The 24,316-nt window shown below is 38.7% G+C and carries 30 protein-coding genes, 3 tRNA genes and 1 other RNA gene; 5 read left to right on the forward strand and 29 right to left on the reverse strand.

Features of this window, described 5'->3' with window-relative positions; genetic code table 11:
* Window positions 1–4 precede the first annotated feature (4 nt).
* The 5 genes from MBBTH_RS08395 to MBBTH_RS08415 form a co-directional block, all read right to left on the reverse strand.
* A complete protein-coding gene (locus MBBTH_RS08395) occupies window positions 5–805 on the reverse strand; it encodes a hypothetical protein (RefSeq protein ID WP_116592605.1) in 801 nt (266 codons plus the stop codon).
* A gap of 91 nt (window positions 806–896) precedes the next feature.
* Window positions 897–1,178: RNase P RNA component (gene rnpB, locus MBBTH_RS08400), an RNA gene on the reverse strand.
* A 29-nt stretch (window positions 1,179–1,207) separates the two neighbouring features.
* A tRNA-Met gene (locus MBBTH_RS08405) sits at window positions 1,208–1,282 on the reverse strand.
* An 88-nt stretch (window positions 1,283–1,370) separates the two neighbouring features.
* Window positions 1,371–1,883, reverse strand: coding sequence for a hypothetical protein (locus MBBTH_RS08410; RefSeq protein WP_116592606.1), 513 nt, complete (start codon window positions 1,881–1,883; stop codon window positions 1,371–1,373).
* An 8-nt stretch (window positions 1,884–1,891) separates the two neighbouring features.
* Window positions 1,892–2,299 carry a hypothetical protein gene (locus MBBTH_RS08415; protein ID WP_116592607.1) on the reverse strand — a complete coding sequence of 136 codons (408 nt, stop codon included), beginning with the start codon at window positions 2,297–2,299 and terminating at the stop codon, window positions 1,892–1,894.
* Between the two features lie 98 nt (window positions 2,300–2,397).
* On the opposite strand from MBBTH_RS08415, the gene map reads away from it, so the two are divergent.
* On the forward strand, window positions 2,398–3,315 hold the full coding sequence (map, locus tag MBBTH_RS08420; RefSeq protein WP_116592608.1) for a type II methionyl aminopeptidase: 918 nt from the start codon (window positions 2,398–2,400) through the stop codon (window positions 3,313–3,315).
* 34 nt (window positions 3,316–3,349) lie between these two features.
* On the opposite strand, the gene MBBTH_RS08425 is transcribed toward map, so the two are convergent.
* From MBBTH_RS08425 to frhA, 5 genes are all read right to left on the reverse strand, one after another.
* Entirely contained in the window at window positions 3,350–4,351 is a 1,002-nt protein-coding gene (locus MBBTH_RS08425) for a hypothetical protein (RefSeq protein ID WP_116592609.1), read from the reverse strand.
* A gap of 96 nt (window positions 4,352–4,447) precedes the next feature.
* Window positions 4,448–5,299 (reverse strand): coenzyme F420 hydrogenase subunit beta, encoded by an 852-nt coding sequence (gene frhB / locus MBBTH_RS08430; protein ID WP_116592610.1) that lies wholly within the window; start codon window positions 5,297–5,299, stop codon window positions 4,448–4,450.
* 11 nt (window positions 5,300–5,310) lie between these two features.
* Window positions 5,311–6,159, reverse strand: a complete 849-nt coding sequence (frhG, locus tag MBBTH_RS08435; RefSeq protein ID WP_116592611.1) for a coenzyme F420 hydrogenase subunit gamma — start codon at window positions 6,157–6,159, stop codon at window positions 5,311–5,313.
* Window positions 6,159–6,728, reverse strand: coding sequence for a hydrogenase maturation protease (locus MBBTH_RS08440; protein WP_116592612.1), 570 nt, complete (start codon window positions 6,726–6,728; stop codon window positions 6,159–6,161). Before MBBTH_RS08440 ends, frhG begins: the two co-directional genes overlap by 1 nt.
* Window positions 6,729–6,744: 16 nt before the next feature.
* Window positions 6,745–7,959: a coenzyme F420 hydrogenase subunit alpha gene (gene frhA / locus MBBTH_RS08445; RefSeq protein ID WP_116592613.1), complete on the reverse strand. Its 1,215-nt coding sequence runs from the start codon at window positions 7,957–7,959 to the stop codon at window positions 6,745–6,747.
* Window positions 7,960–8,105: 146 nt separating this feature from the next.
* Between frhA and MBBTH_RS08450 the strand changes: the two genes are divergently transcribed.
* From MBBTH_RS08450 to MBBTH_RS08460, 3 genes are all read left to right on the forward strand, one after another.
* Entirely contained in the window at window positions 8,106–8,627 is a 522-nt protein-coding gene (locus tag MBBTH_RS08450) for an endoglucanase (RefSeq protein WP_116592614.1), read from the forward strand.
* 87 nt (window positions 8,628–8,714) lie between these two features.
* Window positions 8,715–8,788 (forward strand) — tRNA-Arg (locus MBBTH_RS08455).
* 55 nt (window positions 8,789–8,843) lie between these two features.
* Window positions 8,844–8,917 (forward strand) — tRNA-Arg (locus MBBTH_RS08460).
* Window positions 8,918–8,922: 5 nt separating this feature from the next.
* Here the strand turns inward: MBBTH_RS08460 and MBBTH_RS08465 are convergent.
* The 19 genes from MBBTH_RS08465 to MBBTH_RS08555 form a co-directional block, all read right to left on the reverse strand.
* Window positions 8,923–10,101: a TIGR00375 family protein gene (locus MBBTH_RS08465; protein WP_116592615.1), complete on the reverse strand. Its 1,179-nt coding sequence runs from the start codon at window positions 10,099–10,101 to the stop codon at window positions 8,923–8,925.
* A 21-nt stretch (window positions 10,102–10,122) separates the two neighbouring features.
* Window positions 10,123–10,671 (reverse strand): DUF2112 family protein, encoded by a 549-nt coding sequence (locus tag MBBTH_RS08470; protein ID WP_116592616.1) that lies wholly within the window; start codon window positions 10,669–10,671, stop codon window positions 10,123–10,125.
* A 29-nt stretch (window positions 10,672–10,700) separates the two neighbouring features.
* Window positions 10,701–11,474, reverse strand: coding sequence for a proteasome assembly chaperone family protein (locus MBBTH_RS08475; RefSeq protein WP_116592617.1), 774 nt, complete (start codon window positions 11,472–11,474; stop codon window positions 10,701–10,703).
* Window positions 11,475–11,479: 5 nt separating this feature from the next.
* Window positions 11,480–11,650 (reverse strand): RNA-protein complex protein Nop10, encoded by a 171-nt coding sequence (locus MBBTH_RS08480; protein ID WP_116592618.1) that lies wholly within the window; start codon window positions 11,648–11,650, stop codon window positions 11,480–11,482.
* A gap of 6 nt (window positions 11,651–11,656) precedes the next feature.
* Window positions 11,657–12,454: a translation initiation factor IF-2 subunit alpha gene (locus MBBTH_RS08485; protein WP_116592619.1), complete on the reverse strand. Its 798-nt coding sequence runs from the start codon at window positions 12,452–12,454 to the stop codon at window positions 11,657–11,659.
* A gap of 65 nt (window positions 12,455–12,519) precedes the next feature.
* Window positions 12,520–12,699: a 30S ribosomal protein S27e gene (locus tag MBBTH_RS08490; RefSeq protein WP_067044971.1), complete on the reverse strand. Its 180-nt coding sequence runs from the start codon at window positions 12,697–12,699 to the stop codon at window positions 12,520–12,522.
* Between the two features lie 10 nt (window positions 12,700–12,709).
* Window positions 12,710–12,988: a 50S ribosomal protein L44e gene (locus tag MBBTH_RS08495; RefSeq protein ID WP_116592620.1), complete on the reverse strand. Its 279-nt coding sequence runs from the start codon at window positions 12,986–12,988 to the stop codon at window positions 12,710–12,712.
* Window positions 12,989–13,206: 218 nt separating this feature from the next.
* Complete coding sequence (locus MBBTH_RS08500; protein WP_116592621.1) at window positions 13,207–14,022, reverse strand: DNA replication complex subunit Gins51; 816 nt, start codon at window positions 14,020–14,022, stop codon at window positions 13,207–13,209.
* Between the two features lie 55 nt (window positions 14,023–14,077).
* Window positions 14,078–14,812, reverse strand: a complete 735-nt coding sequence (gene pcn / locus MBBTH_RS08505; protein WP_116592622.1) for a proliferating cell nuclear antigen (pcna) — start codon at window positions 14,810–14,812, stop codon at window positions 14,078–14,080.
* A gap of 72 nt (window positions 14,813–14,884) precedes the next feature.
* Window positions 14,885–15,658: a tryptophan synthase subunit alpha gene (gene trpA, locus MBBTH_RS08510; protein ID WP_116592623.1), complete on the reverse strand. Its 774-nt coding sequence runs from the start codon at window positions 15,656–15,658 to the stop codon at window positions 14,885–14,887.
* Window positions 15,651–16,835 (reverse strand): tryptophan synthase subunit beta, encoded by a 1,185-nt coding sequence (gene trpB / locus MBBTH_RS08515; protein WP_116592624.1) that lies wholly within the window; start codon window positions 16,833–16,835, stop codon window positions 15,651–15,653. The genes trpA and trpB overlap by 8 nt, the downstream gene beginning before the upstream one ends.
* Window positions 16,828–17,430, reverse strand: a complete 603-nt coding sequence (locus MBBTH_RS11095; protein ID WP_116592625.1) for a phosphoribosylanthranilate isomerase — start codon at window positions 17,428–17,430, stop codon at window positions 16,828–16,830. The genes trpB and MBBTH_RS11095 overlap by 8 nt, the downstream gene beginning before the upstream one ends.
* On the reverse strand, window positions 17,423–18,199 hold the full coding sequence (gene trpC / locus MBBTH_RS08525) for an indole-3-glycerol phosphate synthase TrpC (protein ID WP_116592626.1): 777 nt from the start codon (window positions 18,197–18,199) through the stop codon (window positions 17,423–17,425). Before trpC ends, MBBTH_RS11095 begins: the two co-directional genes overlap by 8 nt.
* A gap of 5 nt (window positions 18,200–18,204) precedes the next feature.
* On the reverse strand, window positions 18,205–19,212 hold the full coding sequence (gene trpD / locus MBBTH_RS08530) for an anthranilate phosphoribosyltransferase (protein WP_116592627.1): 1,008 nt from the start codon (window positions 19,210–19,212) through the stop codon (window positions 18,205–18,207).
* On the reverse strand, window positions 19,209–19,793 hold the full coding sequence (locus MBBTH_RS08535; protein WP_116592628.1) for an anthranilate synthase component II: 585 nt from the start codon (window positions 19,791–19,793) through the stop codon (window positions 19,209–19,211). Before MBBTH_RS08535 ends, trpD begins: the two co-directional genes overlap by 4 nt.
* Complete coding sequence (gene trpE / locus MBBTH_RS08540; protein WP_116592629.1) at window positions 19,790–21,286, reverse strand: anthranilate synthase component I; 1,497 nt, start codon at window positions 21,284–21,286, stop codon at window positions 19,790–19,792. The genes MBBTH_RS08535 and trpE overlap by 4 nt, the downstream gene beginning before the upstream one ends.
* A gap of 88 nt (window positions 21,287–21,374) precedes the next feature.
* Entirely contained in the window at window positions 21,375–21,776 is a 402-nt protein-coding gene (locus MBBTH_RS08545) for a hypothetical protein (RefSeq protein ID WP_116592630.1), read from the reverse strand.
* Window positions 21,777–21,799: 23 nt separating this feature from the next.
* Window positions 21,800–22,360, reverse strand: coding sequence for a CPBP family intramembrane glutamic endopeptidase (locus tag MBBTH_RS08550; RefSeq protein ID WP_165814051.1), 561 nt, complete (start codon window positions 22,358–22,360; stop codon window positions 21,800–21,802).
* Window positions 22,361–22,631: 271 nt separating this feature from the next.
* Window positions 22,632–22,829, reverse strand: coding sequence for a helix-turn-helix transcriptional regulator (locus MBBTH_RS08555; RefSeq protein ID WP_116592632.1), 198 nt, complete (start codon window positions 22,827–22,829; stop codon window positions 22,632–22,634).
* Between the two features lie 128 nt (window positions 22,830–22,957).
* Between MBBTH_RS08555 and purB the strand changes: the two genes are divergently transcribed.
* A complete protein-coding gene (gene purB / locus MBBTH_RS08560) occupies window positions 22,958–24,307 on the forward strand; it encodes an adenylosuccinate lyase (RefSeq protein ID WP_116592633.1) in 1,350 nt (449 codons plus the stop codon).
* Window positions 24,308–24,316 lie beyond the last annotated feature (9 nt).

The following is a 24,316-nucleotide window of genomic DNA, read 5'->3' on the forward strand; positions in this document are numbered from 1 at the left end:
CAATCTATGAGTTTTCATCATCACTTTGACTGGAACCAGCATTATTTCTGATTAGCTCCTCCATCTCATCGAACCTGTGATTGAAATGTTTGATTAGGATGGCCGCAGTCAATGTTGCGGTACCGACACCTGAAAGGATATAACCTCCCCAAACCAGAACTATTGCATTTAATTTTCCCGGCATGGAAGTGCCTAAAACAGCATACCCATTACTTGTAAATGCATTTGACACCATTACAAGGGAGTCTAAAGGATTTACACCTTCAACTATCTGAGTTATGATAAAACTAATGAATATTAGTGCAAATAATATTACTATGGTTACGCTCAAACCGTGGGATTCTGTGTATTGCCTGAACTTGTCATAATATACTTTAATGAAGTATATGAAAACAGCTACATGAATAACATCAATTAAATTAAATAACAGATGATCATAAAGCATAAAGTTTAAGGAATCAAAAGGAACAAGCAGCAGAAGTATGATTTTTCCCTTCCAAGAACTTTTATCCAGGGTTATAGCTAAGAATAATGATAAGGCAATGTCAAAAATTGCAAAATAGATTAAACCCTCTGAGGATATTAAAGAATATAATATATTGATAAATGCCAACGCCATCATTATAAGGTAAAATACCTGTCTTAAAGTATGTATTTCATCTTCCGGAAGCACTTCACCAAAGTTTGATAACGTTTCGGAACTGCTAATTACCTTTTTAAAAACAAATGTTCCAATAAGCACCAATACAAGAAAAATGACTATTTCATAAGCGAATCCAAAAATATTTAAAGATACCCAATCCATTTAATAACCTCACTATTAATTATGAAGTTACAAATATTAAAAATTATCCAATGAAAAAATTGTAGAAATAAGTAGAAATCAATTTTTCATGGCATGTTAAGAGTAACCCACATTCTGTTTACACAGCATTCATCTTAGCGAACTACCTTGCCTACACAAGCGATTATCGGCATCTTTGTTCTTGCATCCTATGGAATGGCCGTTTCACCGTTTCTTTTAATGTCCTCAATCAAATATCATCGTCTACCATTAAAAGCCGTGTCGTTTCTGCTCCAGAGTCATGCTTCTCAGCATACGTCTTTCAACGTCATAGTCTTGTATCGATGTGCGGAGTTTCCTTAGTTATAATAACCAGCAGCTGTCTTTAACTTGCCATGAAAAATAGATAATTTAATGAAAATGTAGCAGGGCCTAGATTTGAACTAGGGATCTCGGGGTTATGAGCCCCGCGGGTTCACCAGACTACCCCACCCTGCTATAAGAAAAACAGTAATAACTAATACTAATTATAGTAAAGATAGTATTTAAAGTTTTCTATAAAAGGGAAAAATCAAAGAAAATAAAGTTATTTATTTTCTAATGATTCTATTCTCTTATCTAAATCATTTAATTTTTCTTGAGTAGCTTCCTGGAATTCCTGAGATGATTTTTTGAATTCCATGTAGTCTTTTTCCAAACTGTCAACGTTGCTTGTAGTTTCAGAAAATTTAGACTGGAGATTTTCCAAATCTTCGGTAGTAGCTAAAGACCAATCCTTGATTAACTCATCACTTTTGGCATCCAAAAATGCGTCAATCTTGTTAGAGAATGAATCGGTGCTGATTCCAGACATGTCAATGTCACTTAACTTGACTTTGATTCTTTTAGTGACGGACTCGGAATCCTTATCTTTAGGTGCTGCCTCAGTCAACTCTGCAGGACTGCCACCTAGAACTTCCTCCATATGTGCATCTCCACTGGTCGGAACGTACTGGCGTAACTTATCCATTGTTTCAGGACTGTTTAATAAATAATAATAGACTAGAACTATAATAGCAACTATTAAAATAATTACAGCAATTGCTTCTGTAGCATCCATATTACCACCTATTTATCCATTTTTCTGAGTTTTGCTTCTTTCTTTTCAATTTCCATAAGCATTTTTTCTAACTTTTTCTGTTCAGTTTCAGCTTCAAGTCTTGCTAATCTTTCATTGATTTCAGAGTGAAGATAACCAACACGGCTTCTAGCTTCGGTTGTTGATTGCCTGATAGCTGAAAGACTGTCTTGTTGCTCTTGTGGTAATGGAATAGGATTATCCATCAATCTTTTAGATTCAATATCTTTTTCGACCATGGACATTTTCTTAAGCTCGATTTCCTTTTCGAGCAATATGATTTCATTTTTTGATTTTGCAACACTTCTCCATTGTGCAACAATGATAATCAATACAATAGCAACAATAACCAAAATTATTAATAAAAACATTTGATCAGGTATTGTAGGGATATCCATTTTTTAACCTCCAAGTAATATATTTATAGATAATTATAAAATATTATATAAACTTTATCAATTAAATATTTAATTATAATAACAGAAGGTAAAAATTTATGATAGAATCTTATATACAATCTGGAAAACTTGCTTCTAAAATCCGTGGCGAAGCTTCTAAAATGATTAAAGACGGAACTTTAGTCATTGACTTGGTCGAATATGTGGAAAGTGAAATCCTAAAAGCTGGTGCGGAGATTGCTTTTCCATGTAACGTATCATTAAACGAAGTGGCCGCACATTATACCTCCCCTGCAGGCGATGAAACAGTTATTCATGCCGGAGACATGGTGAAACTAGACTTGGGTGCTATGATTGATGGCTATATAGCCGATACTGCAGTTACAGTAATTGCCGATGGGGACATGAGTGAAAACTATACCCAGGATGAGATAAACCTGCATGAGGAGATTGTTGAGGCATCCGCCGCAGGCCTTGAAGCCGCCATCGCAACCGCCAGGGCAGGAGTGGAAGTCTCAAAGATAGGCGCTGCAGTCCATGAGGCAATATCAGAATATCACTTAAATCCTATTTTCAACTTGACCGGACACAGTCTGGAGCAAAATAACCTGCATGCAGGTATTTCAATCCCTAACTATGACAATCATGACGGATTTATACTGGATGAGGGTCAGGCCATCGCAATAGAGCCTTTCGCAACCAATGGTGAGGGAATTGTAAATGACGCTCCAGGACATTACATCTACTCATATATGGCAAACAAGCCATTTAGAATGAAGACAACCCAAAGGGTGTTGAAATACATACAGCACAACCATGCATATGTTCCGTTTTCAGGCAGATGGATAACCAGTGAATTCGGTGAAAGGAAAGGAAACATTGCGCTTAAGCAATTGGCAGATGCAATGGCGATCTATCCATATGCTCCATTGAGAGAGAAAAAGGATTGCTTTGTAAGCCAGAAGGAACATACAGTCATCGTGGAAAAAGAGGGCTGTACAGTTACAACCATTTAAAATTTAAAAAAAATGAAGAGAGTTTTTCTCTTCATTATGCATAATATTTGGCATATGTGGCGCTTATTTTGCATTTCTTGTATGAAACTACAACCTTATAGGATCCCACCTTTTTAGGTGTCTTGAGTTTGAAGGTTGCAATTCCTTTCTTGTTTGTTTTTGCCTTATATGTTTTTTTGTTGAATTTGACTTTGATTTTTTTGTTTTTCTTGTTTTTACCTAAGAATTTGACCTTGAACTTGATTTTTGGTTTAACTACCTTGTTTTTAAAAGTTGTTAACTGTTTTAAAACCGGCTTGACCAAAACGGTGTTCAGAACTGCATAATCCTTATATGAAGCGCCTATTTGATAATATCCTGGTTTGGCGGTTATTTTGAATTTGGCATAACCGTTCTTGTCAGTGCTTCTTGTGTATTTCTTGTTTTCAAGGTAGAATGTTACCTTTTGGCCCGCACCTACAGGCTTCCCGTCATCGCCATATACTCGTACGCTGTAAGTGTTTCCGCCGTCATAATACATCTTAAGATTTTTATTTCCGCTCAGAACATTGAAAACCTTGATGTTGTCATAGTTAACGCAAAGCGGATCGAGGGATATTGCAGCAATCTTGTGGTCCCCATTCTTGATTGCAATAGTCAGCAATGCAACGCCGTTGGCGTCGGTTTTTGCGGAATAGTCATCCTTATCATCCACTTCAAAATAGACTTCCTGATTTGCTAGGGGATTTCCATCGGCATCATAAAAGGTTGCCTGATACTGAATTCCGCCATTATAACGTTTTGTCACCTTGCCCATCTTAATAGTTTGAGGAGGCTCATTGGTTTCGACTTCCAGAATCTCTGATGATTGGCTATCTGAACTGCCCAATGCCTCATCAGTTCCATCTGATGAAAGGACTTCCTCATCGACGCTTATATCATCGGCATTGTCCTCGACGAATAAGTCATCGTTTGAATCGTCGATTGCAGAAACGGAAGTGATTGATAAGATAACTGAAATTATTACAATAAAAAGAAATATTTTACTTAACTTCATTATTTTCACATCCAATATGTATTATATATTGGACTTGAGAATATATAAGTTTAATTTAAAAAAAATAGAAAAAAAGAAAAAAAGAAAAAAGAGTAATTAGTATTCCACAGGAAGTGGTAATCCTAATTTAGCTCTGTTTTCACGTTCTTTACCGTTTTTGTCTTTCTTACCTTTAGCTAATTTTTCAAGTAAAGGAAGACCAGGTTTGACTTCGTCCATTGGTTTTGTTTCAATTAAACCAGCGTCAACAGCAGCTTTAAAGATGCTTTCACCGTCGTCAGTTCTGGTTAAAACAGTGGACCATCCGTCAGGAGAACCAACTGAACCGGTTGATACGTCAGCCCATTCAGCAACATAGTCCATACAGATGTTACATCCAGCTTGTTCGTATCCGTGGGTTTCTTTGATAGCTAAACCAGAGTCTTCACCATCTTTGGTTAACCAGAATTTACCTTTACCAATGTCCATTTTGGTTGCGTCTTGTAAGCTGTCAAATCCTAATTTGGAAACAGCAAAGGTGTCAAGAGAAGCCATAGGGAAGTTTTCCATACAGTAGATACCGATGATTAATTTGATTTTATCGGTAATGAATCTTGCTAATGGATAAGCTTGTGCTTTTCTTAAACCTTGTACTTGACATGGAGTTGCAACTACACCAACTTTTTCAAGTCCGTATTGACGGGTTGCTTCTTTTAAAGCAGATAAGGTTGGGGACATTGAGTATTTAGTACCTGCTGCTGCGATAACTTCATCAGATGAGGTTACAACAGTAGGGACAGGTCTCCAATCGTCATCAGGAGTTCCAGCAACAACTGCACCTTCGAGGATTCCTTCATCGAGTGCGTAACATAATAATGCTGAAACAATTCCTCCGTCTTGTGATACATCAGTAATTTTACTTTCAGTAGATCTTGCAGATAATGCTTCTTTATAAGTACCTAATGGCATGTTCAATCCTCCTATAATCCTGTTTCCTCTTTAATTCTTTTTATAGGTAACCATGCTCTTGGACACATTGCATAACAAGTTCCACATTTAATACATCTGTCTCTATCACAGCTAGGTCTACCTTCGCTAAAGCCCATAGCTCTTGTAGGACAAGCTAGAGCACATGTTCCACATCCAGTACATAATCCATTACGGATTACATTAGTTAATACGTCACAGCCACATCCAGTGTTGCAAGCAGCTTTATCCATAGCTGGTTGTAAGTATTCTAAGTCTCCGTTGCATAAAGCTACAACTGCTTTAGCAATCATTTCAGGAGCTACAGGACAACCAGGAAGTGCTAAATCTACTTTTACTAAGGAACTAACAGGTACAAAGGATTCGTGTTTAGGTTGTGCTTGTTGACCTCCACGTGCGAAGGTGGTGAAACAACCGGTCATAGCACAGGAACCGAATGCACAAATTAATCCGGATTTTTTCCTTGCTTCTTGGATTTCGTGTAAACTGTGTTCGTCTTGTAAACAAACAGATCCTTCAATTAAACATAAGTCCATTTCTGGCATTTCTTCAGCGTAAGTACCGTGAATCCATTTATCAACTAAAGTTTGTCCGTAGACAATGTCAACCAAATCGGTTAAGACTGTAGATAAAATGTCGTAATTTTCAGTTAAGGACATTGCATCACCAGTACAACCACTTAAGTGTATGTAACCGATACGTGGTTTTGCAGGAGCTGCTTCAGGAGCTGCTTCAGGTGCAGCTTCAACTGGTGCTTCAGCAGCAGCTTCAACTTTTTCTTCTACTTTTGGTGCGACTTCTTCTTTAGAACCGCCAAAAGCTCTTTTTAATTTATCAAACATTATTTTACCCCGATTTCATTTAAAATAAGATCAATAGTTTTAGGAATTGCCTTTACAACAGGTTCTGTTAAACCCAAATCAACATCCGGAGTTGGAATTTCAGCCGGTTTACAGCCAACCACAACAACCTCACATTTTTCGGCAATTTTTTGAAGTGGTTCCTCCACTGTCATTCCATGAGGGTTGTCGTATTTTCCTATTTTCATTATAGTAGGATCAAATGTCTCTACGGTTCCAGGCTCTGCATCGAATTCCACTACATCAATAACAATTAACTTTTTCCAGTCATAGTCTTCGTAAAGTGGGAAGAAGTTAACTGGAGCTGCGGTTCCACCGTCAATGAATTGAACACCTTCAGGCAATTGTATGCCTTCAAATTTTCCTTGAATATCGGCTAGAACCTCTTTATCGAATTCGTCCTCAACATATGCAGTAACTGCCGGATCGTAATAGTCGTTTTCATCCTTTGCGTATTTTTGTAGAATATTAATTACGACTGGACCGAATCCATCGTCTTTGAATAGTACATTTCCACAGCCTATAACAATTATCTCCGAATCATAAGGCATTTATTAATCCTCCAACTTAGATTCTCACCATTTCATTTTTGAGAATGGATTTATCTTCGTCGTCAACTACCATTACGTGAGTAGCACATGATAAACATGGGTCGTAAGCTCTGATTACATGTGGACCAAACTCATGAGAGAATCCTTCTGTAGCAGGACCCATTGTTGGAATGTTCCAAGTAGTTGGTACAATTGCAGAGTAGAATTGGGTTTTACCTTCTTTGACTTGTGCCATGTGTACGTCAGTTCCTCTAGGACCTTCGATGACACCAAATCCAAGTTCACCAGTTCCTCTTTTATCGTAAGATACATTTGCAGGTGCTGCAGGATCAATTGCATCTAATGCTTCTAAACAAGCATTGTAGTTTTTAATCATTTCATCTGCACGTGCAACGTGTTGTGCGATTACACCTTTGTCTTTGAAACCTGCGAATTTTTCCATTCTTGCTCTTGGACCGGTTTCAACGTTTTGACCTTCCCATAAAGGAATTACAGAACAACCTCTTTTACCGATTTCAGGGTCATCATACCAAGCTTCAGGTAAAACTTCAGAGAATTTGTCCATGTCAAATTCGTTGGTACCGTAAGTTGCATCGGTTGCCATTAATGGTTGGTTAACTACACCTAAATCTTTAGGTAAACCAGCTTCAAGTACACAGTTTTTAATGAATTCAACGTGTTCTTCAAGTTTTGGTTTTAATGCAGTCATTCTTTCGATTAATCTTTCTTTGGTGAATGGAGTAATGTTTCTTGCCATACCACCAACTCTGATATCAGATGGGTGAATACCTTCACCAGCAATCATGTCAACAACATATTGTACGGTTTTTCTGACTTCACTTACACTGTCTACTGCTGCTACGAATTTGTCTTCAGGGACAACATCCGGTGCAACTAAGAAGTGGTGAATTGCTGCACTGTTAATACCGTGTGCTGCTGCGACAGCTTTTCTTAACAATTTACCAGCTTTAGGAATTTCGATTCCTAATGCCATGTCCATAGCTTCTGCGGATGCTAAAGTGTGTGGAATTGGACAAACTCCACAGATCCTTTGACATAAAACAGGAGCGGTTTCAGGTGCTTTGTTAAGAACCATCTTTTCTAAACCCCTTACAGGAGTTATACTAAAATACATACCTTTTGTAACTATCCCTTCATCATCAACTTCCATGACGAGTTCGGCATGGCCTTCTTGACGAGTTGTAGGAGATATAACTACTCTATCTTTCAAATATGTCACCTCAATTTAAATTAGAAACTAACGTTAAGTATATATATTTTTTATTATTAATAAGTGATTGTGAAAAAAACAAATCGAAATATATATAAATCATTAAAAACTTATTTATATTATTATAATTAATAGGAGGCAAAAAATTGGATAAAGCAAATATCATTATTTCAATCATTATTGTATTATGTATTGCTGCTGCCGTCGCCGCATACGGTTTGACCAATACCAACAACCCAATATTCTCCGACTTATCCAGTATGGGTGCAAATAACCCTTCTGATAATGGACTTGGAAATAATACTGCTGTAACCAACGGATCCAACACTCCTGCAACAACTACCAGTTCAGGAGGTAGCGCAGGTTCCGGATCAGGCAGTTCAGGATCCAGTTCAAGTGGAAGCTCAAGTGGAACCTCAAGTTCTAGTGGAAGCTCAAGCTCAGGATCCAGTTCAAGCGGAAGCGGAAGCTCAAGTTCAGGTTCAACCCAATTATCCTACTCCACTGCAAAAGCTATCGCAAGTGACGCAATAGCAGAAGAAGGTTGCTATGCCGGTAGTGGATATTACTCAAATGGATACTGGATATTCACAATCTATGATGCTAACGGTAATGCAGTTGACAGTATCGGAGTAAATGATGCAACCGGTATGACAGAAAGAGTTTGAGGATTAATTTAATCCTTTCTTTTATTTTTTTAAAAAATAGATAAATATATATAATACAAAAAATAAAATTATTATTGTTGTATGTGAGGGCCCGTAGCCTAGCTGGATAGGGCGTCGGACTTCTAATCCGAAGACCCCGGGTTCAAATCCCGGCGGGTCCGTTCTCACAAATCCTTTTTTTAGAATATTTTCATACAATATGATTATATTATATTCGGGCTTGTAGCCTAGTCTGGAAGGGCGTAAGACTCCTAATCTTAAGATCGAGGGTTCAAATCCCTCCAAGTCCGCTTTTTTAAAAATTGTCTAAAGTAACCAATTTAGGCTTTTTCACTTCTTTTTTGAACAGTATCTTGCCATACTGGCCACCGCCACCAGGTACGATTTCAAGGGTGTTGTTCCTAAACGATTCGATTGCTGAAGCAATCTCCGAATCAACATGGCCAATGTCCTTCAAGTCAACATTTATCAAAACGTCTATTTCAGTTTTGAAACTGTCAATCAATTTCTGCCATAGCCCCTGAACGGTCTTTGTTGTGACCCCCTTATCATAAACCGAAGCGATTATCTCGGCCAACGGCATCAGATGGACATATTTCGGTCTGAAACTTGGATGTTTTGGTTCATCATAGTCAGCAATCTCGGAAATTCTGAAGTCCACACCCTTCTTAATCCTTCCGCCGCAGTCGCATTTCATTTTCATATCCTTTGCAACCAACGGATCTATCAGTTTGTAACATTTGGTGCATGCGGTCATGTGGTACTTTCCAAGGTTCGGCACCATGCCGTAATTTGCCTTGATATCCCTGTGTTTTATTGCCTTTTTTATTGATGAGTATGAAATATCTTCAAGCTCCATTTGATTAAACTCACGTCCAAGCCTATGTGGCCATGGGGAGTGTGCGTCTGAATTTGTGAGAAAGGGAAAGTCCTTGAGTTCACTGACCGTGTCTGCCATATCGGTATCTGCAGACAACCCCAGCTCAACGAAATCCGGTTTCTTGCCATAGCAATCGTAAATGCTGTCGAATGACTTGTACATTCCGGTCCATGGGGTGAATGCATGTGCGGGACCTATCAGGCAATCATGGTCATGGGCCAATTCAAGAAGCTCAACACCTCCATAATTGGTTTTTGGCCTGCCGTCGACGCCTTTGTTGTTTGAAGGCAACTTGTCTGACAGCTCACGTGCGATATCCATATCGGGAATGATGATTACGTGGTGAATCCTGTTTTTTCCCTCAACTTCCGTTGTCAAAATGAAATCCATGTCATCGAAGGTGTAGATTCCATCGCCTGAATAGCTTGTGGTCTCCTCGATGATGTCCAGCCATCCAGGATGGAGTGCATCGCCTGTTCCTAAAAGTCCGAGCCCCTTCAGTTTGGCCTTAGGAGCCATGTTCCTAATCACCATGTCCTTTGATGAGGCCGCCGAAAAGCAACTGTGAAGATGAAAGTCCGCATTCACTAACATGATTAACTGTTAGTGTTGGGATTATATTAAATTATCCAATATTTTCTTAACGTCAGATGCAGGATGCCTGTCCCTTTTAGGAGTCAAATCCACATTCAAGTCATCATCATTGCTTGATTCAAGGTGCCTTAGAAAATGCTTTGTCCGCCCTATAAGATTGATCAGCTCTTCCTGAGTTGTCGGATATGCCAACTTCAAGGTTGGGATATTCAGGTCATCAACAATCTTCACCATCAGGCTGCGGGCATTGTTGCATGCATTGCTCCCGAATAGAATCAAGTCGTTTAGGGAATCGTACATCCTCTCGTACTCCCGTGGACGCTTGCCAATTATGATTGCGGCATCTGCCCTGTCAATGACATTGGAAAATAAGTATAGCCTTGACTTGACACCTGAAGGCAATTCACTGGATGAGTATTTTGTAATTAAGTTATCAAAAGTCAGATTTCCCTCACAGATATCCATATTGTCATATCTGGAAAAATTCGAAGGGGATAAATAAGTGTGTCCATTCCTTTCAATCAACGGAATGACAATCATCGAGGCGTCGGGAATGACTATTATGTTCATAAAAAAAAGTAAAAAATAATATATTGGATTTATCCAATATATCTTAAATCGTCGGCATTTCCAGCATTAGCTTTATTAATTAAATCCTGTTCCATTTGCTGAGCCTTAGCAATCATTTGTCTGGTTTCCTCAGCTCTTTCATCAAGCTTATCGGTATTGATTTCAAAGTTAAGCAATAATGATAACTTAAGCAGGAGAGCTTCGGCGGCTTCAGCGTCAATGAAATATCCTGGAGTTTCGCCCATAAGGCAGGTTCCTTGAATTCCTTGACGAATTCCCAAACCCAAGAATAATCCGGAAGCTCCGACAATTCCTCCGTCGTTGGATCTGATTTCAACTTCCGCTTCTTTCAGTAATTCAATGTTCTCTTCACAGGTTGCGGCTCCGAAAACTTTTGGATTTTCAACCGGCTGTGGAGAAGTGACCATACCACCTAATGTGTAAATCCTATCAATATCGAACTGGTTGACGAATTCCAGAATCTCTTTGCATGTCAGGTACTGTCCTTCAGGGGATAACGCTTGAGTGTTACCGACAAGAAGAATCAAATCCAAATTGTCTTCACCAACATCCTTTAAATAATATAGCTCATTGAGCATGTTATCGATTATTCCTTCCTCTTTCACTAGGACTTGAGGCGGGAATGTTGGGGAATAGATTTCCGCAAATTTGGTGGCGCCCAATTCATCAATCATGTGATCGGCAGCCAATTTACCAACATGTCCAAGACCTGGCAATGCTTCTATGAAAATAGGATTGTCTAATTCAATTTCTTCTAAAACAGTTATTTCAGTAGTATTCATTGGAATTACTCCTTATTCATGGCTTCTTTTTTCAATATACGCCTGTATTTACCATATTTATCCTCAATGGAAAATTTTGGAGGATAAATTACTTTAAGTTGCCCACCGCATTTTGGGCAAGCATCCTTTAAAGTATATATTCCACATTCAGGACATTTGTTCATTTTCATATTCATAAGAATCTAATTATCTAACTCTCTTAAGAATGAACCGTTTCCACCGGATTCCTCAACAACTGCAATACATCTTTCAGCTGCTGCTTTAAGAGTTTTTTCCGCCAATATGTAATCTGTAGATTTGACTGTGATTCTGTATCTTGGTGCACCGACACATTGGACCCTGATTTCCTCTTCCTCGTCCCCATTGTCTTCAGCAGCCTTCAAAGCGGAAACAATGACATCCACGCCGTCAGGCACAAATGTTTCAATGTCCACATAACCGCTAATGTGAACTTCAGGAGGAGTGATGTTCTTTTTAGCCACTTCAGTAATGGCATCAGCCCAATCCTGTGGGATTCCCTCTTCAGTCAAGGATTCAGCACCTTCATCAGAAGCGGTTTCAAAAGCGCCATAGACATCACCGAAGATGTCCATAAGCTCGTAACCGACTTCGTCATAAGCCTCATCCAAGTTCTTGTCTAAAGATTTAGCAGATAATTCTAAGAATTTTTCAGCTTTTTGTTCAATTTTCCAATGTTGGATTTTTTTAGTTCTTTGGTCTTCACGGATTCTTTTCAAGGAAGCATCGACATGCCCTTTCTTAGGGTTTACTCTGAGAACACGACAAACGATTTTTTGGTTTTCCCTTACATGGTCTCTGATATTTTTAACCCAACCAGAAGATACCTCAGAAATATGAATAAAAGCTTCTTTGCCCTGATATTCTTCTAATTTAGCAAAAGCCCCATAATTAAGAACTTTGTAAACTGTACCGACAATAAGTTCTCCTTCATCAGGCCATTCTTGACTTTTTCTTACCATATTCTCACCAACATCAAATAAAAATTATAAAAAATAGTAAAAAAATAAGTTAAAAACTAAAAGATTTAGTTTAAAACTTTTTCGATGTGTGCAGTAATTTTAGCTTTAGCACCACGAGATTTAACGAGTGTTTTACCACAGATGATACATTTAACGTCGGATGCTGCACGATCAAAAATTACTTGTTCGTTATCACAATCTAAACATTTAACTTTTAAAAAGTTTCCTCTACCTTTACTAACCATGTTAATCACCTTATTTAGCTACAAATTCAGGTTTTCCTGTTCTGAAAGATTGTTTGATGTGAGATTTTCCACATTCTTTACATTTAAGTCTTAAGTCTAATTTCTTAACAGGTTTGTTTCCAGCAGGTAAAGGCCTTGGGTAACCTCTGTAACCAGCAGTTACACGTCTGAATTGTCTTTGTCCCCATGTTAATTCACTAGCTTTTCTTCTTTTAGCAGTGTGAACTTCATGTACTGTATGTCTTTTACAGTGTGGACAGTATGTTCTTTTTTCTTTTGGTATTTTCATTTTCTCACCGTAAATTAATAAATCATTGTAAACCTATCCATGAATTTATCTAAACTCCATTTATATCACGAAAAAGTAGAGATCAAAACTGTATTGTAACGCATCAAGTCTACACACAGCAGAAATCCAAATTATATAAAATATAATTTTTTACTATCACAAATAGATACGATTAGTATATATATTTATCAAGTTATTTAAAGGTAATGGAAAATTGGCTATATTTTAACCTGACGGCCTTTTCTATTTTTGAAAAATATTTTCGCATTCACCAAAGGCAGGGTCACTATGTCCTGCGGTCTGAACGGACCGTAGACTTTCTCATCAACGCCAACAATAGCGCCCACCTCATCAAAAACAAGCATTGTGACAAGCTCTGTATCTTTAGCCACCTTTTGAGACTCGAAATCATAAAATTCGTCCTGCTCATCCAGGGCATTGGGATTGTCTTCAATGTTTGCAACAGGTTTAGGCTTTTCCTCCGGCGGTTTTATGGCCGGTTTCTCTTCCTTAACTGCAGGCTTTGGCTTGACGATTTCTTCCTTCGGTTTTTCAACAGGTTTAGGGGTCAGTGTGTTGGTTTGAGTTTCCTTAGGTTTTATTATTGGCTTAACCTTGATTTCGCCTTCATCATCGTCGGATAGCTTTTCAAGTGAAATGTTGTCCCTATGACTTTTCAAGGTGTCAATCAGGGAATAGTAAAACTTCTCTTCCTCAGGGGTTAAGTTTAAAGGGGTGGTATCGACCAAATCGAATTTCGGCTTGCCTGTGAACAGATGATATGACCTGTGAATGTTGAGGACTGCAGAATTTGCAATCTTGGTTTCCCTTCTTTGGCAAATCTCGGTGGCAATGATTTGGGCTTCCTTAAGTAACGCTGGCGCTTTAGAAAATGGATCGTTGATTGCCTCCTGTTTCAAGCCATCCATAAACTCATGTATGTCACTGTAAAAAGTCTCCTCTACACGAGTCAATGTACCGTTATTACGTTCTTTTTTCTGAACTTTGCGCAAGGTTTGATAAAACTGATCCACTTAATACCATCTCTAAAAATTAACTTTAAAATAAAAAAAAGATGAACAAATGAAATTAATCATCTTGTTCTAATCTAGGAGCAAGTAAGAAACTTAGCTTACCGTCACCGGTCACCATGTTAAGTGTTAAGCTTAATGGCATGTCGGTACCTAAACTAATTTCAGCTTCCTCTGAAAATTTATCTGCTTTAAGCATTTCTCTAATCTTATCTAAAGAGAATAAAGCTTTTTCGTGTGATTGAATATTTTCACCGTGAAGATATTTGATGCTTGCATCACCGAATTCACCGTCAGCGGATGCAATGAAGTAATCTTCATCGACCTGCAATGCAATCTTGTCTGAAAATATGTCAATATCGTTGATACAGTCTTTCAAGATGGAGAAACGTACTTTGAATGTGGTTGGATGACTAATTTGAGGTGGAGTAGGGTTATCGTACTCAATATCAATTAATCTTATCTTAAAGGTTCTTGTTGCATCTCCTTCAAAGGTAATGATGAAATTACCTTCATCCACAGACATTAACACTCTGTCTTGAGATTTTGCACGTTTAAGAACTCTCATGAATTCGTCAGTATCAATGTTGATCTTTTCAGGAACATCACAAATATATTCATCAAATAAGCTTGCTTTAAGCTCTAAATGTACGAAAGTTATGTGACTACGGTCTAAGGCATCTAATCTCATGCCTTCACTGTCAGTTTGAATTTGTACCTCATCCACAATGGATGAAATAGCATCAAAACTGGTTTTTAGTATACTAGAATCACTTAATTCAGCTTTAAACATAAATAATCCTCTTGTAAAATAATATAGTTATATATATTTTTTCTATATTATAATGTTTATGATTTTATAACATTATTCATTGGAAGCCTTTTTCATGCTTGAAACATATTCCTTAAGGGCGTCAGTTGCATCCTCACCATGCTGCTCAATGATTTTGACAATCGCACTTCCAACAATGACGCCATCGGCAATCTTACCGATTTCACGGGCCTGTTCAGGAGTGTTGATTCCAAAGCCGACCGCCAACGGCAAATCTGTGACCTCGCGAATGTCCGCTAAAATCGCATTCAAATCCGTTTTAATCTCAGACCTCATTCCGGTCACGCCCAATGATGACACAACATAAATGAAACCGCTTGCATCGCCGGCAATCATCTTGATTCTTTCACTGGAAGTTGGAGCAATCAATGATATCACATCAACGCCGTTGGATTTGGCGATTTGTGAAATTTCACCCTTTTCCTCATATGGCAGGTCAGGTGAGATTATTCCATCAATTCCTAGCTCAGCACATTTTTTAAAGAATTTTTCATAACCATAAAAGAATACTGGATTGATGTATGTTAAGAATACCAATGGAACATCAGTCTTTTCACGAACACGGCGAACAATGTCAAATACATCATCGGTTGTGGTGTTGTGCTTTAGCGCCCTAACGTTAGCATCCTGGATTACAACCCCTTCAGCCATAGGGTCTGAAAATGGAATTCCGATTTCCACCAGGTCACAGCCTGCATCGACCATTGCCAGGATATACTCGACAGTTTTATCGATTGTCGGATCTCCCGCTGTCAAAAAGCCTATGAATGCTGTTCCGTTTTCAAATGCATTGGCTATTTTACTCATTTAACTCAACTCCTCTGTATTCGGCAATTGACCTTACGTCCTTGTCTCCCCTTCCGGACAGGCAAATCATTATTGTTTCATCCTCACTCATTTCCGGAGCCAGTTTCATTGCATAGGCGACTGCATGTGCACTTTCAATGGCTGGAATGATTCCTTCCATTCTTGAGAGGTATTCGAACGCTTCAACTGCCTCTTCATCGGTGACTGGAACATATTCAGCTCTGCCTATGTCCCGTAAATAAGCATGCTCAGGCCCGACTCCGGGATAGTCAAGACCTGCGGAGACTGAATAGACCGGAGCGATTTGACCGTAATCCCCCTGGTTGAATATTGATTTCATTCCATGGAATATTCCTATTTTGCCCTTTGTCAATGCAGCAGCATTGTATGGGGTGTCAACTCCTTTTCCTCCGGCTTCACATCCAATTAGCTTGACATCTTCATCTTCAATAAAATTATAGAACGCTCCCATTGCATTGCTTCCTCCACCAACACAGGCAATCACTGCATCAGGAAGCTTTCCCTCTTTTTCCAGGAATTGTTCTTTGGCTTCAGCACTGATTACGGCCTGGAAATCACGGACAATCATTGGGAACGGATGAGGTCCCATTGTTGAGCCTATTACATAATTGGTGTCGTGAACCCTTGCAATCCAATCACGGAATGCGTCATTTACTGCATCCTTAAGTGTCTTTGTGCCTGACTTGACCGAATGAACCTTTGCGCCCAGGAGTTCCATCCTGTAAACGTTCAGGGCCTGTCTTTTTGTATCGACTTCACCCATGAACACTTCACATTCCATGTCAAGCAGTGCCGCTGCGGTTGCGGTTGCCACTCCATGCTGGCCGGCACCTGTTTCGGCAATGACTCGAGTCTTTCCCATCTTCTTGGCAAGCAATACCTGCCCTAGAACGTTGTTAATCTTGTGGGCTCCAGTGTGGTTCAAATCTTCACGTTTTAAATAGATTTTTGCCCCACCAAGGTCTTCTGTCATTCTTTTTGCGTAGTATAACAATGATGGCCTTCCGGCATATTCCTTAAGCAAGGTGTTCAATTCCTCTACAAAATCCGGATCGTTCATATAATGATTGTACTGCTCTTCCAGATAGATCAGCTCATTCATCAACGTTTCAGATATGTATTGACCACCATATTCTCCATATCTTCCCTTACTCATTTATTATCTCCATTATCTCTTTTATTTTATCTTCATTCTTAAATCCGTTAACTTCAAGGCTTGAACTCAAGTCCACGGCATAGGGTTCAAATTCCTCAATTGCCTGTGTGATGTTGTCCTTATTGAGTCCGCCTGCAAGGAAAAAATCCTTTTTCAAATCTTTTCTTATCAGCCGCCAGTCAAAGGTTTTTCCACTGCCCTTGCCGCTGTCAAGCAATAAATAATCAGCATTGGATGAATCGTATTTCAGCAAATCTGTGTCTTGTGACATTTCGATGGCTTTAATCACTATTAATTTGTTATCGGTCATCGCTTTTAAATCTTTAATGTAGTCTTCACTTTCCAGTCCGTGAAGCTGTGCCATTTCAATTGTTCCGTTTTCAAACAATTCTGTTATTTCCTCTTTTGGCGCATCCACAAAAACGCCGACAGATATTATCTCGGGGTCGAGTTTGTCCTTCAATTGTCTTGCAAGCTCATGTGAAACCTTTCTTTTGGTATCTGCAAACACAAAACCCATGTAATCGGGCCTGTACTTATTGACTATTTCAATATCCTCCAATCTCTTAAGTCCGCAGATTTTGATTTTAACCATTCTTCAACTCCGAAATCATAGCCTTCTTATCATCGCTTTTCATTAAAGTTTCGCCTATTAAAACTGCATCAACATCATTTTCTTTTAATCTGGTGACATCTTCCTTTGTTTTAATACCACTTTCTGAAATAAATATAACATCTCCACTAACACATCTACGTAGATTGATACTATTATCAATATCCACAGTAAAATCATTGAGATTTCGATTGTTGACACCGATGATTTCAGCGCCGACGGTTAATGCACGCATGATTTCATCCCCGTCATGGGTTTCCACAATGGCGGAAAGGCCCAAATCATGGGCAAGGTCCAGATACTTTTTCAGTTGGACGACATCCAGGATGGAAACAATCAACAGGATTGCTGAAGCCCCCAATGCCTTGGCCTCCCATATCATATACTCGTCAACAATGAAGTCCTTTCTTAAAACAGGGATGCTGACATTTTCGGCAATCTCTTTCAAGTAGTCATCGGAGCCCATGAAAAAATATGGTTCTGTCAAGACTGAAATTGCAGAAGCACCAGCTTCCTCATAATCCTTTGCAATCTTCAAATAATCAAAATCCTCGGCAATCAGGCCTTTGGATGGGGATGCCTTTTTGACTTCGGCAATGATTGCAATGTCATCACCGCTCAATGCCTTCTTGAATGGAAAATCGTCTGTGATTTCCATCAATGATACTTCATTTTTCAAATCGTCAAGTGATATAATTCCCTTTGCAATTTCCACTCTTTCCTTGGTCTTTTCAACAATCTCATCCAACATAATAATCATCTATTTGTAAATTCAATAAATTTCTCAAGTTGATTCAATGCACGACCGGAATCTATGAGTTCCTCAGCCATCTTGACCCCTTCCTCTAGGGAATCCACTTCCCCAGCCACATACAAACCTGCTGCGGAATTCAATAAAACAGCATTTCTTTTTGGGCCTTTTTCACCTTTCAATATATCCAAGGTGATTTGGGCGTTTTCTTTTGCATCTCCACCAACAAGATCACTTTTAGATGCCAATTCGAATCCGAAATCCTCAGGCAGGACTTCATAAATCCTTGTTCTGCCGTTTTTAAGTTCGCTAACGAATGTCTTGTCGCTTACGGAAAACTCGTCCATGCCGTCCATACCATAGACGGACAATGCGGATTTGACACCTAGGTTATTTAATACATTGATTAAAGGTTCTACTAATTCTTTTTCATAAACTCCCAAAACCTGCATTGTCGCACCGGCAGGATTTGTCAATGGCCCCAAAATATTGAATATTGTTCTGATTGAAAGCTCCTTTCTGACGTTTGCGACATATTTCATTGACAGGTGATAGTTCTGGGCAAACAGGAAGCATAGGTTTATTTCCTTCAGGCATTCCAGACTCTTTTCAGGTTCGATGTAGATGTTTACCCCCAATTCCTCAAGAACGTCTGCAGCACCGCATTTGCTTGAAGCGGAACGGTTACCGTGCTTTGCAACAGGCACCCCTGCAGAAGATATGACAATTGAGGAGGTTGTGGATATGTTGAATGTATTTGATTCGTCCCCTCCGGTTCCGACGATTTCAAGCACTTCCTTATCGTTAAGTAGCCTTACACAGTGTGCCCTCATCGCTTCGGCAGAGGCGGTAATCTCATCGATTGTCTCACCTTTCATGGACATGGCAGTCAGGTAAGCGCTCATCTGAACCTCACTAGCTTCACCACTCATGATTTCATCCATTGTCTGATATGCTTCCTCATAAGTTAAATCTTGATGTTTATATACTTTCAATATTGCTTCCTTAATCATAAAATCCCTCTGTTAACCTTTTCCAAAAAATTTTCCATTATTGTCAATCCATCAGGTGTTAAAATTGATTCCGGATGGAATTGCAATCCGTAAACGTTATAATCCTTATGCTTGACCGCCATGATTTCCCTGTCGTCCCTTGCCTTTGAAATGATTTCCAGCTCATCCGGAAGGGTGTCCTCCACAAGGCTCAGGGAATGATATCTTCCCACATTGATTTCGCTTGGAAGGCCCTTGAAAATAAAGTCATAATCCAGGGAAATGTCTGAAGACTTTCCATGCATCAGCCTTTTGGCATGTGAAATCTCACCGCCGAAAGCCGCACATATTGCCTGATGGCCCAAACAAACTCCCAAAATCGGTATCCTGTCATGGAATTCCTTGACTATATCAATGCATATTCCCGCATTTTCCGGCTTTCCAGGTCCCGGAGACAGGATAATGCATTCCGGATTCAGGTCGCTTATCTCTTCAATTGTGATTTTATCATTTCTTGAAACCTGAATATCCGGATTTATTTTTCCAATCAATTGGAACAAGTTATATGAAAAACTATCGTAATTGTCGATTAAAAGAATCATTCTAACCCTCCGTCTGCAATTTTCAAGGCGTTAATGACTGCTGCCGCCTTGTTCAAGCATTCCTCAAATTCCTTATCCGGAACGCTATCGGCAACAATGCCCGCTCCTGAGCGGATGAACACCTTATTATTGCGTGCAAAAGCTATTCTGATTGATATGCAGGTGTCGATATTGCCACTTAAATCGACATATCCTATTGCACCGCCGTAAATTCCTCTTTTATTGTCTTCAAGTTCGTTGATTATTTCACAGGCCCTTATTTTTGGAGCCCCTGATAATGTTCCTGCAGGCAGGATTGAATCGATTGCCGATAACGGGTGCAAATCGCTTCTCAGTTGACCGCTGACTGTGGATCCTATGTGCATCACATGTGAAAATCTCTCAATTGACATGTACTTGTCAACATGGACTGATCCGATTTCGGCTATTCTTCCGATGTCATTTCGTCCCAAATCAACCAGCATGTTATGTTCGGCCAGCTCCTTTTCATCGGACAAGAGATCTTCTTCTAGCCTTAAATCCTCCTCTTCGGTTTTGCCACGAGGCCTTGTTCCTGCCAACGGGAATGTGTAAAGCTGGTTGCCAGTTAGCTTAACCAGAGTTTCGGGGGATGCCCCTGCAATCTCTATGTCATTGCTTGAAAAGTAAAACATGTATGGGGAGGGATTGGTTGTTCTCAATACCCTGTATGTGTCAAAGAGACTGCCTTCAATCTCGGCCTCTATCCTGTTTGAAAGCACAACCTGGAAAATATCCCCTTCATTAATATAGCTTTTGGCCTTATCAACCATATTGCAGAATCTTTCACGTGAAAATGCGGGCTTGAAATCTGACTTTAACTTTAATGGCTCTATTTCTATTTTTTTGCCATGTTTTATTAAATCTGCCATTTCCATTAAATCGTCGCATGCCCTTTCATAATTCCCTTCCACATCATCCGTCTTCATGTTTGTGATGAGTATGATCTTCTGTTTGAAATTGTCGAATGCGATGACCTTATCAAACAGCATCAGGTCAATGTCCTTGAACTGGTCCTGGTTTTCAGCATCAAGATTTAGTGAGGGCTCAGAGTATTTTATGTAATCGTACGCAAAATACCCCACAAAACCCCCAGTAAAAGGTGGTAAGTAATTCAATTTCGGAGATTTGTTTTTTGAAATCAAATCTTTTATTATTTCACTTGGGTTGTCCGTTTCGATTGTTATCTCATCGTCGTTCAGCCCTTCAAAATCAGCATCGCCCCTGATTTTGACAATGCCGTTCTGACATGTGAATTCCAATAGCGGATTGAAACCTAAAAATGTATATCTTCCCCATTTCTGTGAATCCTCTACACTCTCCAACATGTATGCATGCTTGCTTATGCATTTTAAAATTCTCAACACTTCAATTGGAGTCGCAATATCTGAAAACAATTCATAGGATATTGGGATTCTTTTATATTCCTTATTTTCTGCTATTTCTTTAACTTCTTCTAAACTTGGGGAAAACATTTTCAATCACAGGATATACTTTGTATAATGTACTATTTAAAACCTTGTTGTAACAAAATGTACATTATGATAAATTTTGAAAAAAAATTCAATTCATCTTGTCCTGTTCCTTGCTGAATTGAATGACGATTTTTTTGATTTCCCTGCTTTCCAAATAAGGTAGTTTTTCAGTGATTTCCCTTTCCAAATCCTTATTTAATTGCATTCTTTTTTCGGCATATTCCTCGCCCTCAAAATTAGCCCTATACTCCTTGTTCAGATTGGAATATTTGGTGATTAGGGGCTGAAGAATTGTTCCGATATCCTCTTCCAGCTGGTCATTGATGATTTTCTGCTTTCTGATATCGATGACAAATCCCACAACAGTCAAGAAGAATCCCAAAACAGTGATAGTCAATGCGGGAACGAATATCTGCTGATTGCCAATGAATACAATTGTGAAAACAATCCCTATAAATATAAGTAGAATACCGATTTTTTTTAAATCCATGTTAAAAGTATTGTAATTTATTATTATTTAATACTATTCAATTCAAGAATTATGGATTTGAAAAGTAAAACAAAAGATATGACAGCCAATATTGACATTGCCCCAATGACAACATCATTTGTGAATAGGAGACTATTGACATCAGCACGAACGATAATCTCGGCCAGCAGATTATTCAGGAAGTGCGCAAAGATTGGAATCAGGATGTTTTCTGTCTTCAGATACAGGATGGCCATGCAGATTGCAAAGATAAATGCTGAGATGATGCTTCCATAGCTATGGAGTGAAGCAAAAAGCAGTGAGGAGACCAAGACGGCAAAAAGCGGTGGGATAATCACTTGAAGCCTATTCAAAAAGATCCCTCTGAAAATCAGCTCCTCGGCCACTGGAGAAACAATGATGGTTGCCACCAGACTCAGGGTCATGATTGAATTTGAAGCGGTGCTTGAACCGAATAAAAAATTCAAAGAGGGAACAAGGTTTAAAAGGGCATGTGACAAGTATAAAAAACCATAGGATATGAATACATTTAGGATGACCAATAGGACGACCTGCTTGAGAACATCTGCCGATAAGACCTCCAAATAATCGTCCTTATCTGGAAAAGTGAAATCAAGTTTAAAAATTATGTAAAAAATTAATAAAATGTATATCCAAATTGAATCCAATTGAACAATATTTAAAGTATTTAAAAAATATTGTACTAAAAATAAAAGGATAAAAATAGACAATACTTCCTTTAGAGGAATAACCTTAAGTTTTTCGTTAAATAAAGACATTTTATCAAAAAAATAATATAAATATACTACAATCTATTTAATGAACCAATACAATGTAATATACTTATTTTAAAATTTATTCATCAAAGATGAACACATCTTCAATTGCTGGTTTACCCAATATCTTAGTAATGTTATAGGCCAATAATAAGGAAGGGTTATAGCGTGCATTCTCTAAAGCGTTTATTGTCTGACGAGTTACGCCAACCAAGTCCGCTAACTCCTGTTGAGTTATGCCTTTCTCTTGGCGAAACTGTCTAATTTTAGTTTCCAAATAATCACCTATTATATAATAGTGCAATATTAAATTTTTAAATAAAAGAATATAAATGTTTCTTAAAATATAATACTTTATAGAACAAATATACTATTAAGATAACAATATTTGAGAGTTGGTAAAAAATGGCTATACACCCTATAGAATTTAGGTATGGTACTCCAGAAATGAAAAAGATCTGGGAAGAAGAAAATAAATTGCAAAGAATGTTAGATGTGGAATCCGCATTGGCTCAAGCTGAAGGAAAACTCGGAATAATCCCTCAGGAAGTTGCTGATGAAATTGCGGCTAAGGCTAACACTGAGTATGTTAAATTAGAAAGAATGAAAGAAATTGAAGCAGAAACCAATCACGATATCGCTGCTTTATCAAAATCAATTACAGAAGTATGTGAAAACGGTGCAGGAGAATATGTCCACTTTGGAGCAACATCCAATGACATCGTAGACAGTTCAAACTCATTACTCATTCGTGACTCCATTGACGTGCTTGAGGAAAAGCTGGAAAGATTAACAAAAATAATGCTTGACTTGACACGTGAACATAAAATGAAAGTATGTATCGGACGTACACACGGACAGCACGCACTTCCAACCACATATGGAATGAAATTCGGAATATGGGCAGATGAACTGCACAGACAATACGTAAGACTAGAAAATGCAAGAGCAAACGTCTGTGTTGGAATGATGGACGGGGCTGTTGGAACAACTGCCGCATTAGGCGAACAAGGTTGGGAAATCCACAAAACCGTAGCTGAAATCCTAGGATTGCCTGCAGCCAGAATTACAAATCAGGTAGTTCAAAGAGACAACCACGTTGAATTCATCAGCGTTTTGGCAAACATCGCAAGTACCCTCGATAAGATTGCACTTGAAATCAGGAGCCTTCAAAGGACCGAACTTATGGAAGTTGGAGAATTTTTCGACCCTGAAAAACAAGTCGGAAGCAGTACAATGCCACATAAGATGAATCCAATTACCGCAGAAAGAATCTGTGGAGTTGCAAGAATAGTCAAATCATTCGTTAATGCCGCATTGGACAACAATCCTCTCTGGCACGAAAGAGACTTGACCAACTCCTCCTGTGAAAGGATAATGTTCCCTGAAAGCTGCATCCTAACCGATTACATCTTGAACCTTACAATCAAATTAATGAATAACCTCGTATTCTACGATGAAAACATCGAAAGAAACCTTAACTTGACCAACGGTTTAATCATGGCTGAAAGATTGATGGCTGAACTTACCCGTGCAGGCATGGGAAAACAAACCGCATATGGAATCGTAAGGAAAAACGCAATTAAGGCAAACAAAGAAAAACTATTGCTCGGCGAATTGATTTTAGAAGACGAAGAAGTTCAAAAATATCTGACCCAAGAGGATGTTGACAAAATAATGGATCCTCACACATACACCGGATCAATACCAACAATCATCGACGAGCTTCTAGAAGAATCCGAAAGCTGGTTTTAAAATTAAAAA

It is taken from the genome of Methanobrevibacter thaueri (genome assembly GCF_003111625.1).
Taxonomy (GTDB): domain Archaea; phylum Methanobacteriota; class Methanobacteria; order Methanobacteriales; family Methanobacteriaceae; genus Methanocatella; species Methanocatella thaueri.

Bases quoted from the DNA above. Each gene is read 5' to 3' on its own strand.
- MBBTH_RS08395 (WP_116592605.1), bottom strand. From the start codon at position 805: ATGGATTGGGTATCTTTAAATATTTTTGGATTCGCTTATGAAATAGTC.
- MBBTH_RS08410 (WP_116592606.1), bottom strand. From the start codon at position 1,883: ATGGATGCTACAGAAGCAATTGCTGTAATTATTTTAATAGTTGCTATT.
- MBBTH_RS08415 (WP_116592607.1), bottom strand. From the start codon at position 2,299: ATGGATATCCCTACAATACCTGATCAAATGTTTTTATTAATAATTTTG.
- map (WP_116592608.1), top strand. From the start codon at position 2,398: ATGATAGAATCTTATATACAATCTGGAAAACTTGCTTCTAAAATCCGT.
- MBBTH_RS08425 (WP_116592609.1), bottom strand. From the start codon at position 4,351: ATGAAGTTAAGTAAAATATTTCTTTTTATTGTAATAATTTCAGTTATC.
- frhB (WP_116592610.1), bottom strand. From the start codon at position 5,299: ATGCCATTAGGTACTTATAAAGAAGCATTATCTGCAAGATCTACTGAA.
- frhG (WP_116592611.1), bottom strand. From the start codon at position 6,159: ATGTTTGATAAATTAAAAAGAGCTTTTGGCGGTTCTAAAGAAGAAGTC.
- MBBTH_RS08440 (WP_116592612.1), bottom strand. From the start codon at position 6,728: ATGCCTTATGATTCGGAGATAATTGTTATAGGCTGTGGAAATGTACTA.
- MBBTH_RS08465 (WP_116592615.1), bottom strand. From the start codon at position 10,101: ATGTTAGTGAATGCGGACTTTCATCTTCACAGTTGCTTTTCGGCGGCC.
- MBBTH_RS08470 (WP_116592616.1), bottom strand. From the start codon at position 10,671: ATGAACATAATAGTCATTCCCGACGCCTCGATGATTGTCATTCCGTTG.
- MBBTH_RS08475 (WP_116592617.1), bottom strand. From the start codon at position 11,474: ATGAATACTACTGAAATAACTGTTTTAGAAGAAATTGAATTAGACAAT.
- MBBTH_RS08480 (WP_116592618.1), bottom strand. From the start codon at position 11,650: ATGAATATGAAAATGAACAAATGTCCTGAATGTGGAATATATACTTTA.
- MBBTH_RS08485 (WP_116592619.1), bottom strand. From the start codon at position 12,454: ATGGTAAGAAAAAGTCAAGAATGGCCTGATGAAGGAGAACTTATTGTC.
- MBBTH_RS08490 (WP_067044971.1), bottom strand. From the start codon at position 12,699: ATGGTTAGTAAAGGTAGAGGAAACTTTTTAAAAGTTAAATGTTTAGAT.
- MBBTH_RS08495 (WP_116592620.1), bottom strand. From the start codon at position 12,988: ATGAAAATACCAAAAGAAAAAAGAACATACTGTCCACACTGTAAAAGA.
- pcn (WP_116592622.1), bottom strand. From the start codon at position 14,812: ATGTTTAAAGCTGAATTAAGTGATTCTAGTATACTAAAAACCAGTTTT.
- trpA (WP_116592623.1), bottom strand. From the start codon at position 15,658: ATGAGTAAAATAGCCAATGCATTTGAAAACGGAACAGCATTCATAGGC.
- trpB (WP_116592624.1), bottom strand. From the start codon at position 16,835: ATGAGTAAGGGAAGATATGGAGAATATGGTGGTCAATACATATCTGAA.
- MBBTH_RS11095 (WP_116592625.1), bottom strand. From the start codon at position 17,430: ATGGTTAAAATCAAAATCTGCGGACTTAAGAGATTGGAGGATATTGAA.
- trpC (WP_116592626.1), bottom strand. From the start codon at position 18,199: ATGTTGGATGAGATTGTTGAAAAGACCAAGGAAAGAGTGGAAATTGCA.
- trpD (WP_116592627.1), bottom strand. From the start codon at position 19,212: ATGATTAAGGAAGCAATATTGAAAGTATATAAACATCAAGATTTAACT.
- MBBTH_RS08535 (WP_116592628.1), bottom strand. From the start codon at position 19,793: ATGATTCTTTTAATCGACAATTACGATAGTTTTTCATATAACTTGTTC.
- trpE (WP_116592629.1), bottom strand. From the start codon at position 21,286: ATGTTTTCCCCAAGTTTAGAAGAAGTTAAAGAAATAGCAGAAAATAAG.
- MBBTH_RS08545 (WP_116592630.1), bottom strand. From the start codon at position 21,776: ATGGATTTAAAAAAAATCGGTATTCTACTTATATTTATAGGGATTGTT.
- purB (WP_116592633.1), top strand. From the start codon at position 22,958: ATGGCTATACACCCTATAGAATTTAGGTATGGTACTCCAGAAATGAAA.